We start from the raw sequence: 14,194 nt of genomic DNA, 5'->3' as shown, positions 1-14,194 counted from the left end.
AACAGCTTTCGGCGGGCCGGTCCGCTCGGGTGGCGGCGTCGCGAAATCGCTACGCCGCCGCCAGGAAGCCGCTCAGTTCCGCACGCGGGACGTCCTCGGACGCAATTCCAGCACGCCGTACTCGGGTCCGAATCCCAGCGACCGAGCTCGCGTAATCGATTCGTCCAAGGCCGCGGCGACGATGGCCTCGAACTCCGCCGGGCGCCGAGACACCCGATCGACGTTCATCGTCAGAAACTCGAACGAGCTCGCGACCTCACCGAGGGTGCGATTGACCAGGTACGAGATGCCGCGCATCACCTTGTCGGTGCGTCCCAGATCGCAGACGTGCACCGAAACCTCGTGACCCACCAGCACTTCCCGGTAGTAGGCGACGTGCTGCTCCATCGCGAACATCCCGAACCTGCCCGACTCGCCGTAGCCGAGCGCACGGTGCTGCCGCCACATCGCTTCGCCGTGCAGCCGGAAGTAGTGCGCCACATTCATGTGCCCGTTGCTGTCTTCGAAATCCGGCGGGATCTGCTTGGTGAACGCGGCGGGAACCGCGAGTACCTGGGCGATCTCCGGTCGCACCGCCGCCATGTTCACCCGCCTCACCGAGATCCGGTCTGGATGGCCTGCCGGTAGCGCTCCGACAGCACCGGCGGAAATCCCAGGCCGCCTTCGATGACCCGGATCGCCAGCGACGAGACCAGCGCGCGCAGGCGTGCGCACCCGTCTTCGCCGATCGCCTCGTACGGATGGACCGCCAGTTCGTCGGTCCGATCCTCGATCCACTTGCGCCGCGCGGCGCCGTGCTCGGTCAGCGCCAGATCCTCGTCCGTCACCCAGCCCCTGGCACGGAGCCGGTCCACGCCGGAAGCCCAGTCCTGCTCGCTCCAGGATCGGCTCGCCCGCAGCACTTCCGCCGCGATCTCCCCGGTCGCGCTGTGCGTGATCAACGCCTCGATGCCGTCGAGCCCCTCCGTGGCGAGCAGGGCCACATGGGCATCACCTCGGTACTCCCGCAGCAATGTCTGCGCGTGCCAGAGCACCAGGTGCGGCTCGTCGGGCCAAGGCAGCGCCGCGTGGGCCGCGAACAGCGGACGTCCCTGGGGCCGCTCGCAGGCGCGTTCGGCGGCGCGCCGGGCGAGATCGGCGGCCTCGCGCACCTCGGCGCCGGTGACGTCATCGCCCCATACCTGCCGGAGCGACCGATCGGCGGCAGCAAACCGGGCGCGCAGAATAGCTGCGGGAGAGGCGATTTCCCACGCGGCGGGGAGGACGGCATGCACCGCGACCGGATTGAAGTTGAAGAACGCGGCGACGGTGACATCGGCCGCCACCGGGCCGAAGGCAGCGGACCTGGAGGCGAAGTACATCATCCGAAGATCCGTGATGCCCAGGTCGCGATACGCGCCGGGACCGTGCGGGGTGAAGTAGATCATGCCGTGGATCGGCTCGAGGGCGCGGAAGGTCAGGCGAGCACTGTGCGGGGAGACCGTAGTCAAGAGACTGCTCCGATATCTGATCGTGCTGGAAACTCGCCTTCGATAGTTACCCGAATCCGATGTCAAGTTCAAGAGTGCGGAGCTGTAAAAACAGTGCCACGCCGAAAGGTCAGCCGTCCCGCTTCCGCGCGCCGACGATGCGCAGGCCGAGGTCGACGTAGTAGTCGCCGATCTCCTCTGGCGACCACCGGCCGTCGTCCCGGTACCACCGCGCGAGGTCGATGCCGAGCGAGAGCAGCGCGATCGCCGCCATACGCGGATTCGGGTTGTCGAAGACGCCCGCCGTGACGCCGCGCTCGATGAGGCCACGCACCTCGCTGTCGATGACGCGCCGGACCGCTCTGATCTCCTGCTGGTGTTCCGGGCTGAGCGCGGTGAGCTCGTAATTGATGACCCTGGCCACGGTGTGCGCGCGGGCATGGTGGATCGAGAAGTCGCGCATCACTGCGATCAGCTGGTCTACTGGGTCGTGCGCCGAGGCGATCGCGGCCTGGATCGTGGCCAGGGTGTCCCGATGGCCCGCCAGTGAGACCTGATAGAGCAGCTCCTCCTTGGAACGGTGGTGTACGTAGATCGCCGCGGTGCTGAGGCCGGCGATCGATGTGATGTCGCGGGTCGTCGAGCCGTGGAAGCCACGCTCGGCAAACGCGGCGACAGCGGCCTCCAACAGCCGTGCTCGCGTCTCGTCGGCGCGCGAGCGGTCTTCTGATCCGGTCACCGGCCCAGTCTCGCATCCGCCCGCTCGAAACCGGCGGACCGGTATGGTCCGCAGGGTTGTACCGCCGAGCAAAACGCCCGCTCACGGGCCGCGATCAGGATTGAATCCGAACTCGAATTCAACTACGCTCGGCTGCGAGCAGCAGTACTCGACCTGCCGGATACGTGCATTCAGCGCTCGGCCGTGCCGCCGACAGCTGCACGTGACGCCTCGTCCGGCCGCGCCCGGCGACACGGAGCGAAAGGGAATCCCCCATGACCAGTCCGACAACCGCACCCACCGAGCAGCACGTCCGGGCGACCGCCGTGCTGTTCGACTTCGGGGGTGTGCTGACGTCCAGCGTCTTCGACGCGTTCCAGTCATTCGGCGAGTCGCTCGGCTGCGATCCCCGCTTGCCGCTGCGCCTGTTCAGCGACGACGCGGAGGCAAAAGCGCTGCTGGTCGAGCACGAAGAGGGACGCATGCGCGAGCGCGAGTTCGAACAAGGCTTCGCCGCGCGGCTGCGCGCACACGGCATCGAGGTGGACGGAACCGGGCTCGTGCACCGCATTCAGTCCGGCCTGCGCGCCGACGACGCCATGATCGAGCTGGTGGCCGAAGTCAGGGACGCCGGATTCCGCGTGGGGCTGCTGTCGAACTCGCTCGGCGACGACTGCTATGCCGGTTTCGATCTAGCCGCGATGTTCGACGCCGTCACCATCTCCGGCGAGGTCGGCGTGCGCAAGCCGTCCCGGCGCGCGTACGACATCGCCTGCGCCCGTTTGGACGTCGAGCCCGGAGCGGCCGTCATGGTGGACGACCTGCCGCAGAACGTCGTCGCGGCCGAGCGCGCGGGGCTCACCGCCGTGCTGCACCGCGACGCGGCGGACACCGCTCGGCGGCTCTGGGCCGCTCTGGGCCGGCCGTGAGCTGATCGAAAGCCTTCCCGAAGGTCCCGCCGATCGAGCCGGGCAGCAGTCCACCTACTCGATCGACGACGTCGACCGCCACGGCCGCCACACCCGCGGCACGATTCAGGGGCGAGACACCTACGGGAGCACTGCGGTCATCGCCGCCGAGGCAGCCACGCGGTTGGCCGCAGTCGACACCGCCGCCGGAGTGCTCACCGCAGCACAAGCATTCGATCCCGTCGGCTTTCGCGGCGCATTGTCCGGCCACGACCTGAACTGGACGATCCGCCGGACAGGTGAAAGCTCTGGTGACCGTGCGGACGAGGCCCCGCGCGGTGTCGCGCGGGGCTCCGGATGCGCCGGATTCAGAGTGCTAGCGCAGCTCCCCGACCTCGAGCAGGCCGAAATAGGCCGTCATGCCGTGCATTCCGAGCGTGCCGAGCCACGTGGGCCCTGGCGCGACGGCCACGTCGATCTTCTGGACGCCGCGAGTCACCGCGCGGCACGACCTCCATCGCCTGTCGAGCGACCCGCCCGACAGGCGAGTTCTGATCTCAGAGCGCTCCCAATTCGGGATCGCCCGCAGGCAACGCGTCGAAGACCAGCACCTCGGCCGGGCCGGTGAGCGCGTCACCCAATGCCGCACCGACCTCACGCAGCGCGGCGCTCTGGCCGTGGGTGCGCAGCGCTTCCTTCGACGCCCACTTCTCGATCATCACGAATCGACCTGGTTCGCCGATCCGTCGGTGCAGTGCGTACAGCAGACAGCCAGGCTCGGCGTGCACGGCGGGCGCTGCCGCCCGCAACGTCTTCTCCACCAGCTCTTCCTGGCCAGGCTTCGCGAACATGGTCGCCACCACCACGCAGGGTTCGGCCATCGTTTCCTCCTCTTGGAGTGGGTTGTTTCGGTACTTTCGTGCGGCTACTTCCGCTTGCCCCACGAGGGGTCGCGGCGGCGCAGCTCCATCTGGGCGATGGTGCGCTTGTGCACCTCGTCCGGCCCGTCCGCCAGGCGCAGCGTCCGCAAGTGCGCGTACATGCTCGCGAGGGGGAAGTCTTCGGAGACGCCGCCACCGCCGTGGACCTGGATCGCCCGGTCGACCACCTTCAGCGCGACCTCGGGCGCGGCCACCTTGATCGCGGCGATCTCGACGCGCGCGTTGCGGTTGCCGACGGTGTCCATCAGATAGGCCGCCTTGAGCGTCAGCAGGCGCGCCATCTCGATCTCGATGCGGGACTCGGCGATCCAGTCCTGGATGTTGGCGCGGTCGGCCACTGGCGCACCGAAGGTCGTGCGCGATTGTGCCCGATCGATCATCAGGTCCAGCGCCCGTTCGGCCATGCCGATCGCGCGCATGCAGTGGTGGATGCGTCCGGGCCCGAGCCGGGCCTGGCTGATCATGAACCCGTCGCCCTCGCCGGCCAGAAGCGCGGTGCGCGGCACCCGGACGTTCTCGAACACCACTTCCGCGTGGCCTTCGCGGTCTTGATATCCGAAGACGGGTAGGTTGCGCAGGACGGTCACGCCGGGGGTGTCGATCGGGACGACCATCATGCTCTGCTGGCGGTGCACGGGCCCGTCCGGATCCGTCTTGCCCATCACGATGAGGACCTTGCAGTTCTTGTGCAAGGCGTTGGAGGTCCACCACTTCCGGCCGTTGAGCACGTACTCGTCGCCGTCGGCCTGCATGCGCAGCTCGATGTTGGTGGCATCGGAGCTGGCGACCGCGGGCTCGGTCATCGCGAACGCCGAGGCGATCTCGCCGTCCAGCAGCGGCCGCAGCCACGTCTCCTTGTGCTCGGGAGTGCCGAACAGCGTCAGCACTTCCATGTTCCCGGTGTCCGGCGCGTTGCAGTTGGTCGCCTCCGGCGCCAGATGCGCGCTGCGGCCCATGATCTCGGCGAGCGGCGCGTATTCCAGGTTGGTCAGACCGGGCCCCCACTCCGGGTGCGGGTGGAACAGATTCCACAGACCGCGCTTGCGCGCTTCGGTCTTGAGTTCCTCGAGAATCGGCGGATGGAAATGCGGATCACCGGATTCCGTCATTTGCGCGTGGTAGATCGACTCCGCGGGATAGACGTGCTCGTCCATGAAGGCGAGCAAGTCCTCCTGGTATCGGCGCGCTCGCTCCGAGAACTCGAACATGGCAACTCCTCGTTCTGACTGTTGGCTTCCTTCGCACCGTACTTGAATTTGACATCGGATTCAACTTTAGGGCGTGCGGATTCCGGGTACAGACACGAACGGTGCCGTGACATGTCATGTCACGGCACCGTTCGATGGATAGTTCGCCGGCTGCGGCTCAATCACCGACCCGGATGAGCGCCTTGCCGAAATTGCGGCCCGCCAGCATGGCGCGGAACGCCTCGGGGGCGTTCTCCAGCCCGGCCACGACGTCTTCCCGGTAGCGGACCGAGCCGCCGCGGATCCAGCCCGACATGTCGCGGAGGAAATCCGCCTGCCGAGTGGGGATGAACTCGTCCTGGATGAAGCCGCGCACCGTCAGGCTCAGGGTCAAGATCTGCCGCATGAATCCGGGCAATCGGTCGGGGCCCTCGGGCAATTCGGTGGCGTTGTATTGCGCTACCAGGCCGCACACCGGTATCCGCGCGAAGCGATTGAGCAGCGGCGTGACGGCCTCGGCCACCTTCCCGCCGACGTTCTCGAAATAGACGTCGATACCATCCGGCACGGCCTCGGCGAGCCGCTCCGCGAAGTCCGGCGCACGGTGATCGACCGCCGCGTCGAATCCGAATTCGTCGAGCAGAGCGCCGCACTTGTCGGGTCCGCCCGCGATGCCGACGGCACGCGCGCCCTTGATCCGGGCGATCTGCCCGACCGCCGAACCGACCGGCCCGGTGGCCGCCGCGACGACGACGGTCTCGCCGGGCTGCGGGCGACCGATTTCGAGCAGGCCGCCGTACGCGGTGAACCCGGGCATGCCGAGAACGCCGAGCGCGGTCGAGATCGGCGCGGACTCCGGATCGAGCCTCCGTACGTGGCGGGCGGAGGCGACGGCATGGGACTGCCAGCCCGAGTACGACAGCACCACGTCCCCCGGCGCGAGCGAATCCGCCCGGGAGTCGATCACCTCGCAGACGGTGGCGCCGACCATCACGTCGCCCAATTCCACGGGAGCGGCGTAGGACTTGGCCGAGCTCATCCTGCCCCGCATGTACGGATCCAGCGACAGGTACAGCACACGCAGCAGCACCTGACCGGTGTCGAGTTCCGGTAGATCGACGGTGACGAAGTCGAAGTCGCTGTCTTTGGGCTCGCCTTCGGGCCGGGCGGCGAGTCGGATCTGGGTCGATTTCATGGATTCAGTCCTCTCCCAGTCGTAGATCGATGAGTTCGGCGAGCACCGACCGGTGACGGCCTGGGCTGCCCAGCCCGATCTGGTCGGCTTTCGCCCGCTTGAGGTAGAGGTGCGCCGGATACTCCCACGTCATGCCGATACCGCCGTGCAGCTGGACGGCTTCCTCGGCGGCCAGGACCGCGATATCCGCGCAGTAAGCGGCCGCGACGGCGGTAGCGACAGCAGCGTCGGGGTCACCGGCCGCGAGGGCGCCCGCGGCGTAACGTGCCGCGGCGCTTGCGGTCTCGATGTCGACGTAGAGGTCGGCGAGCCGGTGCTTGAGCGCCTGGAATCCGCCGACCACGCGCCCGAACTGCCGACGCACCTGGAGGTAGTCCACCGTGGTTTCCAGGCACCAGGACGCGACGCCGACCTGTTCCGACGCCAGCAGCGCCGCGCCCGCGTCCAGACCGGTCCGCAGCGCGGCGATTCCGGACTCGGCGTCGACGACGACCCGCCCTGGTACGGACTCGAGAGTGACGTCGGCGAGCTGGCGCGTCATGTCGAGCGAGACGACCGGCGCGACCGCCGCCGCTGTCATCGGAATCGCGTGAATCTCGGTGCCCGCGCCGGTCTGCACCGCGGCCAGCAGCACATCGGCGTCGAGCACGCCCGCGACGCTCGTGACGCGTCCGGTCAACCGTCCGTCCGGGTCCTTGGCGAAAGTGGGCACATCCGTCGCCGAGGCGGCGGTGAAAGGCGCGAGCAGCGCCACCGTGCGCTCGCCCTCCGCCAGCTGCCCGATCAGGTCGGAATCACCGGCGACCAGGATGGTCGCGGCGATCACGCTGTTGGTGAGGAACGGGACGGGCGCGACGAACCGGCCGAGCTCTTCGAGAACGACCGCCGCGTCACGGGCGGAACCGCCCACGCCGCCGCGGTCCTCGGGGACGAGTAGCCCGGCGAGTCCGAGATCGCGAGAGAGCGACTTCCACAGGCCGGGCGTCAACGCGCGGTCGCCTTCGTAGGCCCTGCCCACCGCGGCCGGATCGCAGTGGGTGGCGAGCAGGTCGCGCACCGCGTCCCGCAGCGAAGCCTCGGTGTCGGTGTCGAGCAGCAGGATGTCGTCGCTCATCGGCTGAGGTCCTTCCAGGCGATGTCCTTGTCCGCGCGCGGTTCGACCGGCAGACCCAAGACCCGCTCGGCGACGATGTTGCGCAGGATCTCCGAGGTTCCGCCTTCGATCGAATTGCCTTTGGCCCGAAGGAACCGGTAACCGGCGCTGCGCCCGGTGAAATCGACCCGGTCCGGCCGCACCATAGTCCAGTCGTCGTAGCGGAGACCGTCCTCGCCGAGCAGTTCCAATTCGAAACCGGACAGCTGTTGGTTGGATCGGGCGAAGGAGAGCTTGAGGGCGGAGCTTTCCGGGCCCGGCTGTCCTCCGGCGACTCGCTGGCGCAGCTTTGTCGCGGCCAAGCGCGCTGCTTCGGCCTCGACCCAGAGTCGCAGCAGGCGGTCGTGCAGTTCGGGGGTGTGCTTGCCGGGGTTGTCCCGCCAGCTGCGCGCGACGACGCCGAGTACACCGCTTTCCCGTGGCATGGCGCGCCCACCGATGGAGACCCGTTCGTTGTTGAGGGTCGTGGTGGCGACGCGCCAGCCCTCGCCCTCCTTGCCGAGCCGCTGGGTGTCGGGGATCCGCACGTCGGTGAGGAAAACCTCGTTGAACTCCGCTTCACCGGTGATCTGACGCAGCGGCCGCACCTCGACCCCCGGATCGGTCATGTCGCAGATGAAGTAGGTCAAGCCGGAATGCTTGGGGCGGCTCGGATCGGTGCGAGCGAGCAGGATCGCCAGCTGCGCCTTGTGCGCGACCGACGTCCACACCTTCTGCCCGTTGACGATCCAGTCCGCACCGTCCCGGACCGCCCTTGTACCGACCGCCGCCAGATCGGAACCGGCGCCCGGCTCGCTGAACAGCTGACACCAGATCTCTTCGCCCGCCCACAGCGGACGCAGGAAGCGCCGCTGCTGCTCCGGTGTGCCGTAGGCGAGGATCGTCGGAGCCGCCATGCCGAGGCCGATGCCGTTGAGTTCGGCGTTGTTGCCCGGGGCGCCCGCTTGCTCGAACAGACCGTCCACAAAGGGCTGCATTTCCCGGTCGAGGCCGAGTCCGCCCAGCCCGACCGGGAAGTACACCCAGGCCAGTCCGGCGTCGAACCGGGCGCGATGGAAGGTCACCGCGTCCGTGGTCGACGGATCGTTGTCGGCGAGGACCGCGTGCACGCGCTGACGCAGGTCGTCTAGAACAATGTCGGTCATCGGTTGTTCCCCTCGAGGGCTTCGATTCCGGTGCGCAGCAGCGTTTCGACGCCGGATCCGACGATCTCGAAGCCGGATCCGACGGTTTGCCCGTGCAGATGGCGGTAGTGGATCCCTTCGAGGATCGCCGCCAGTTTGAAGGCGGCCAGCCCGAGATAGAAGCCGAAGTGCGCGAGGTCGCGGCCGCTGCGTTCGGCGTACCGGTCGAGCACTTCGGCCTCGGTGAGGAAGCCGGGCGCGAACGCCACGTCGCTGACGCCGGGGACACCGAGCTCGCCGAGGCGCTGGTACAGCAGCAGGAGCGCCACATCGGTGAGCGGATCACCCAAAGTCGCCATCTCCCAATCGATTACGGCGACAACCCGGTCCTCGGAGTCCACCAGGACGTTGTCGAGCCGGTAGTCGCCGTGGACTATGCCGTCCGGAGACTGCGGGGGCTGCTCGGCCGCGAGCTTGCCGTACAGCTCGTCCGCGTCGGGCAGGTCCCGGGAGTAGGAGGCGTCCAATTGCTTCTTCCAGCGGTGTACCTGCCGTGCGAGGAAGCCGCTCGGGCGTCCGAAATCCGCGAGCCCGACTTCGGCCGGATCGACGGTGTGCAGATCGGCCAGTGCGTCGACCATTCCGGTCGAAATGGTTCGCGTCCGGTCCGCGCCGATCGTCGTGAGCTCGGCCGCCAAGCGGTAGGGCGTGCCGATCACCCGCTCCATCAAATAGAACGGCGCGCCGAGGACATCGGGATCCTCGCAGAGCGCGTAAGTGGCGGGAACGGGAACGTCGGTGTCGGCCAGCGCGGTCATGACCCGGTATTCCCTGGACATGTCGTGCGCGGTCGCCAGCACGTGACCGAGCGGCGGCCGCCGCACGATCCACGCGGATTTGCCGTCACTGATCTCGTAGGTCAGATTGGATCTGCCACCGGCGATCAGGCGACCCGTGAGCGGCCCGGTGAGCAGACCCGGCTCCACCTCGGCCAGCCAGGCCGTCAGGCGATCGACATCGAGGCCGGGCAGATCCGCGCCGTTGTGGTCGGTCATCAAGGCACCAGCACCGCTACGGTCTCGGCGACGCACGCGGGCTTGGCGGCCCCATCGATCTCGACGGTGACGCGGGTGACGGCCTGGTATCCCAGTGTCCCCGGCACGAGCGAGATCAGCTCGGCGCCCGCGCGCAGCCGCGACCCCACGGGAACGGGCGCGGGAAACCTGACCTTGTTGGCGCCGTAGTTGACGCCCATCGACAGTCCCTCGACGGTGTAGATCTGCTGAGCCAGCATCGGAATCAGCGACAGCGTGAGGAACCCGTGGGCGACGGTCGTACCGAACGGTCCCGCCGCCGCTTTCACCGGGTCCACGTGGATCCACTGATGATCGCCCGTCGCATCGGCGAAGCGGTCGATCTGCTCCTGGGTCACCGTGTGCCAGTCGCTGTATCCGAGGTGAGTTCCGATGGCCTTCTCCATGTCGGCCAAGCCCTGGAATACCTTCATCGGTCGCTGTCCTTCCGTCCTAGCACCGAGGTCCGCCGGCCACGTACACGACCTGGCCGGACACGAATCCCGCGCCCTCGCTGGCCAGGAACGACACGGTATGGGCGATGTCGTCGGGGGTTCCAGCGCGAGCGACCGGGATCTGCGCGATAACCACCTTCTTGAAATCCTCGAAGGACACGCCCATGCGTTCGGCCGTGGCCGCGGTCATGTCCGTCTCGATGAATCCTGGCGCAACAGCGTTGGCGGTGACACCGAACTTGCCGAGTTCGAGTGCGAGAGTCTTGGTGAAGCCCTGGAGACCGGCCTTGGCAGCGGCGTAGTTGGCTTGGCCGCGGTTGCCGAGCGCCGACGTGCTGGAGAGGCTGACGATCCGGCCCCACCCCTGCTCGATCATGTGGCGCTGCACCGCGCGGCTGCACAGGAACGCGCCGCGCAGGTGCACGCCCATGACGGCGTCCCAATCGTCGACGGTCATCTTGAACAGCAGGTTGTCGCGGAGGATGCCCGCGTTGTTGACGAGCACCGTCGGGGCGCCGAGTTCGGCGACGACGCGATCGACGGCCGCCGTCACCGCGGCTTCGTCGGCCACGTCCGCGCCGACGGCGAGCGCGCGGCCACCCGCGGCCACGATCTCGTCGGCCACGGGCTTGGCCGCGGCCTCGTCCAGATCGAGGACCGCGACGGCCATGCCGTCCGCGGCGAGCCGTCGCGCGACGGCCGCGCCGATACCGCGCGCCGCGCCGGTGACGACGGCGGTCCGCGGAGTCTGGTTGCTCATGATGTTCTCCTCTGTGATGCGTGTTCGATCAGGGCGCGTAGACGACGCGGCCCACGGTCTCGCCGTCGGCGAGGCGCTGTACGCCCTCGGCGATGCCGTCCAGCGCCAGCCGTTCGCTGACCAGCGGCCTGATCGCGCCCTCCGCGGCGAGCCGGGTCAGCGTCCGATGGCATTCGGCGACCGCCGCCGGTTCGTAGGCGTTGTACAGGCCCCAGTGCAGGCCGACGACGGAATAGTTCTTGACCAGCGCGTGATTCAGTGCGGCCGTTTGGATTTCGCCACCGGCGAAGCCGACCACCAGGATCCGGCCTTCGAAGGCGATGCACTTCGTCGACCGCGCGTAGACGTCGCCGCCGACCGGGTCGTAGACGACGTCGGCGCCCCGGTTGTTCGTCACCTCTTTGACGACCTCGACGAAATCCTGCGTCCGGCGATCGATCACCACGTCCGCGCCGAGCTTCGCGGCGTATGCCGCCTTCTCCGGACCGCCGACGACGCCGATCACCCTGGCGCCCGCGGCCTTTCCGAGCTGGATGGCGGCGCTGCCGACGCCACCGGCCGCCGCGTGCACGAGCAGGGTCTCCCCCGCTTTCAGGTCGGCGCGGCGATGCAGCCCGAACCATCCGGTCTGGTATCCGATGTACAGCGCGGCCGCTTCGGCGTCGTCCAGCGCGGGCGGCGCGGGAAAGGTCTGCGCGGCGTCCATCAGAGCGAATTCCGCGAAGCCGCCGTGCGGCAGCGCGGTTCCGCCGATCACACGATCGCCGACCTCGATCCCCGAGACGTCGGATCCCACGGCGACCACTTCACCGCACACCTCGACACCCGGCGTGAACGGCAGTGGCGGACGAACCTGGTAGAGGCCGCGACACATCAGCACGTCGGGGAAGTTCGCCGCGGCGCCGGTGACGCGGACGAGCACCTGGCTCGGACCGGGATCGGGTCGCTCCACCGTGTCGAGCCGCAGCACCGCGCCCGGCTCGCCGAGTTCGTGAACGCGCCACGCCTGCATCGTCGTCACGTCAGACACCGCCGGTGAGGGTGATGCCGCCGTCGACGACGAGTAGTTGACCGGTGAGCCAGGCGGCGTCCTCGGAGAGCAGGAAGGCGACCACGCTGCCGATGTCCTCGGGCACACCGAGCCGCTTGAGCGGATAGGCCGCGGCGACCTCGTCCTCGCGGCCCTCGTACAGGGCGGTGGCGAACTTCGTCTTCACGACGGCCGGCGCGACCGCGTTGACGCGCAGGTTCGGGCCGAGTTCGACGGCGAGTTCCTGGGTGATGTGGGTCAGCATCGCCTTGCTGGAGCCGTAGAAGCCGATGCCGGGCGCCGGCTTCAATCCGGCGACCGAGGAGACGTTCACGATCGCGCCGCCGTGCTCCTTCATCCACGCCTGGTACGCCTGCTGCACCCACGAGAGAGCGGCCAAGCAGTTGACCTCGACGATCTTGCGGGCGGCCTCGAGCGGCAGCTCCACCATCGGACCGAAGACCGGGTTGATTCCGGTGTTGTTGACGAGCAGATCCGCGCTGCCGAAGGCCTCGATCGCCCGCTCGACGGTTTCGGCCTGGTGGGCGACGTCGTCGGAGCGACCGGCGACGGCCAGCGCCCGCTCCGGACCGCCCAGCGCCTCGACGGCCTCGTCGAGCGCCTTCTCGTTGCGGGCGGTGATGACGACCTTCGCGCCCTCGTCGACCAGACGCTGGGCGATGCCGAGGCCGATGCCACGGCTGGCGCCGGTGACGATGGCGGTCTTTCCTTCGAACCTGTTCAAGGGTCGGTCCTTTCCAGTGTTGTCCGCGGTCACGACAGTCGTTCGAGCACCATGGCCATGCCCTGGCCACCGCCGACGCACATCGTTTCCAGGCCGATCTGCTTGTCGTGGAATTGCAGCGAGTTGATCAGCGTGCTGGTGATTCGCGCGCCGGTCATCCCGAAGGGATGGCCCACCGCGATCGCGCCGCCGTTGATGTTGAGCTTGTCGAGGTCGACGCCGAGCCTTCTGGCGGACGGAATGACCTGTGCCGCAAAGGCTTCGTTGATCTCGACCAGGTCGACGTCGCCGATCGTCATCCCGGCGCGGGCCAGCGCCTGTTCGGACGCCGCGACCGGGCCGAGTCCCATGATCTCCGGCGACAGCGCGCTGACGCCGGTCGAGACGATCCGCGCCAGCGGCGTCAGCCCGAGTTCGGCGGCCTTCGTGTCCGACATGATGACGATGGCCGCGGCGCCGTCGTTGAGCGGGCAGCAATTGCCCGCGGTGACCGTCCCGTCGGGCCGGAACACCGGTTGCAGCGCGGCGACCTTGTCGAGCGTGACTCCGGCGCGCGGGCCGTCGTCGGCGGAAACGACGGTGCCATCCGGCAGGGTGATCGGCGTGATGTCGCGCTGCCAGAAGCCCTTGACGAGGGCGATCTCGGCCAGATTCTGGCTGCGCACGCCGAAGGCGTCCTGCTCCTCGCGGGTGACGCCCTCGGACTGCGCCACGTTCTCGGCGGTCTGGCCCATCGCGATGTAGACGTCCGGCAGCAGGCCGTCGAGCCGGGGATCGGCCCACTCCTGGCCTCCCGCAGCGAGTTTCGCGGTTCGCTCGACAGCGTCGTCGAACAGCGGGTTCTGGGTGCCGGGCAGGCCGTCCGCGCTTCCCTTACCGTAGCGGCTGACGGTCTCGACACCGGCCGAGACGAACACGTCGCCCTCGCCCGCGCGAATCGCGTGCAGCGCCATGCGGGTCGTCTGCAGGCTCGACGAGCAGTAGCGGTTGACCGTGGTGCCAGGCACCCCGTCGAGGCCGGCGAGCACCGCGACGATCCGGCCCAGGTTGAAGCCGGACTCGCCCGCGGGCTGGCCGCAGCCGAGCATCAGGTCGTCGATCGCGGACGGATCCAGCTCGGGGACCTTCGCCAGCGCCGCCCGCACGATCTGAGCGGCCAGGTCGTCGGGCCTGATGTCCTTCAGCGAGCCCTTGGCGGCCCGCCCGATCGGCGACCGGGCGATGGAAACGATGACGGCTTCGGGCATGGCCCAACCTTTCTGCGGAACTTACTAAGCGCTTACTTTCCACCGCCACCTTGCGGGACGGCTGCCGCCCCGTCAATACCGATCACCCCGGAAAACTCCTGTGACTTGCCTCACGAAAGGGGTGAAAGACCAGGTCATATCGCGAAAACGGACCCGATGTTGAACTCGAATTCAGATTTCGCTAGCGTC

Annotated in this window: 16 protein-coding genes; 1 reads left to right on the top strand and 15 read right to left on the bottom strand. The window is 68.3% G+C overall.

The window, feature by feature from the left end:
• Positions 1–72: 72 nt before the first annotated feature.
• The 3 genes from T333_RS00990 to T333_RS00980 form a co-directional block, all read right to left on the bottom strand.
• Positions 73–582 carry a thioesterase family protein gene (locus tag T333_RS00990; RefSeq protein ID WP_496423437.1) on the bottom strand — a complete coding sequence of 170 codons (510 nt, stop codon included), beginning with the start codon at positions 580–582 and terminating at the stop codon, positions 73–75.
• A gap of 11 nt (positions 583–593) precedes the next feature.
• Entirely contained in the window at positions 594–1,490 is an 897-nt protein-coding gene (locus T333_RS00985; protein WP_496423436.1) for an SCO6745 family protein, read from the bottom strand.
• A gap of 109 nt (positions 1,491–1,599) precedes the next feature.
• Entirely contained in the window at positions 1,600–2,208 is a 609-nt protein-coding gene (locus tag T333_RS00980) for a TetR-type transcription factor C-terminal domain-containing protein (protein WP_496423435.1), read from the bottom strand.
• Positions 2,209–2,462: 254 nt separating this feature from the next.
• On the opposite strand from T333_RS00980, the gene T333_RS00975 reads away from it, so the two are divergent.
• Positions 2,463–3,116, top strand: a complete 654-nt coding sequence (locus tag T333_RS00975) for an HAD family hydrolase (RefSeq protein WP_496423434.1) — start codon at positions 2,463–2,465, stop codon at positions 3,114–3,116.
• 355 nt (positions 3,117–3,471) lie between these two features.
• Here the strand turns inward: T333_RS00975 and T333_RS00970 are convergent, their stop codons facing one another.
• The 12 genes from T333_RS00970 to T333_RS00915 all read right to left on the bottom strand — a co-directional run bounded on the left by T333_RS00970 (position 3,472) and on the right by T333_RS00915 (position 14,005).
• Positions 3,472–3,594, bottom strand: coding sequence for a hypothetical protein (locus T333_RS00970; RefSeq protein WP_355001730.1), 123 nt, complete (start codon positions 3,592–3,594; stop codon positions 3,472–3,474).
• 58 nt (positions 3,595–3,652) lie between these two features.
• Positions 3,653–3,976, bottom strand: coding sequence for a putative quinol monooxygenase (locus T333_RS00965; protein ID WP_068053700.1), 324 nt, complete (start codon positions 3,974–3,976; stop codon positions 3,653–3,655).
• Between the two features lie 44 nt (positions 3,977–4,020).
• Entirely contained in the window at positions 4,021–5,244 is a 1,224-nt protein-coding gene (locus T333_RS00960) for an acyl-CoA dehydrogenase family protein (protein ID WP_357247431.1), read from the bottom strand.
• Between the two features lie 157 nt (positions 5,245–5,401).
• The gene (gene curA / locus T333_RS00955; RefSeq protein ID WP_496423433.1) at positions 5,402–6,418 is read right to left on the bottom strand and encodes an NADPH-dependent curcumin/dihydrocurcumin reductase; all 1,017 of its coding nucleotides are present in this window, start codon (positions 6,416–6,418) and stop codon (positions 5,402–5,404) included.
• 4 nt (positions 6,419–6,422) lie between these two features.
• Positions 6,423–7,532: an acyl-CoA dehydrogenase family protein gene (locus T333_RS00950; protein WP_496423432.1), complete on the bottom strand. Its 1,110-nt coding sequence runs from the start codon at positions 7,530–7,532 to the stop codon at positions 6,423–6,425.
• Entirely contained in the window at positions 7,529–8,716 is a 1,188-nt protein-coding gene (locus T333_RS00945; protein ID WP_355001485.1) for an acyl-CoA dehydrogenase family protein, read from the bottom strand. Before T333_RS00945 ends, T333_RS00950 begins: the two co-directional genes overlap by 4 nt.
• Positions 8,713–9,750: a phosphotransferase family protein gene (locus T333_RS00940; protein WP_496423431.1), complete on the bottom strand. Its 1,038-nt coding sequence runs from the start codon at positions 9,748–9,750 to the stop codon at positions 8,713–8,715. Before T333_RS00940 ends, T333_RS00945 begins: the two co-directional genes overlap by 4 nt.
• Positions 9,750–10,202 (bottom strand): MaoC family dehydratase, encoded by a 453-nt coding sequence (locus T333_RS00935; protein WP_355001487.1) that lies wholly within the window; start codon positions 10,200–10,202, stop codon positions 9,750–9,752. The genes T333_RS00940 and T333_RS00935 overlap by 1 nt, the downstream gene beginning before the upstream one ends.
• 19 nt (positions 10,203–10,221) lie before the next feature.
• A complete protein-coding gene (fabG, locus tag T333_RS00930) occupies positions 10,222–10,983 on the bottom strand; it encodes a 3-oxoacyl-ACP reductase FabG (RefSeq protein ID WP_355001488.1) in 762 nt (253 codons plus the stop codon).
• A 28-nt stretch (positions 10,984–11,011) separates the two neighbouring features.
• Positions 11,012–11,995 (bottom strand): NADPH:quinone oxidoreductase family protein, encoded by a 984-nt coding sequence (locus T333_RS00925; RefSeq protein WP_496423450.1) that lies wholly within the window; start codon positions 11,993–11,995, stop codon positions 11,012–11,014.
• A gap of 10 nt (positions 11,996–12,005) precedes the next feature.
• On the bottom strand, positions 12,006–12,758 hold the full coding sequence (locus tag T333_RS00920; protein ID WP_355001489.1) for an SDR family oxidoreductase: 753 nt from the start codon (positions 12,756–12,758) through the stop codon (positions 12,006–12,008).
• A 29-nt stretch (positions 12,759–12,787) separates the two neighbouring features.
• Complete coding sequence (locus tag T333_RS00915) at positions 12,788–14,005, bottom strand: acetyl-CoA C-acetyltransferase (protein ID WP_355001490.1); 1,218 nt, start codon at positions 14,003–14,005, stop codon at positions 12,788–12,790.
• Positions 14,006–14,194: the final 189 nt, after the last annotated feature.

The sequence above is a fragment of the Nocardia sp. CNS-044 genome, assembly GCF_059570515.1.
The sequence above is the reverse complement of the archived record's forward strand: the minus strand, read 5'-3'. Positions and strand labels throughout refer to the sequence as shown.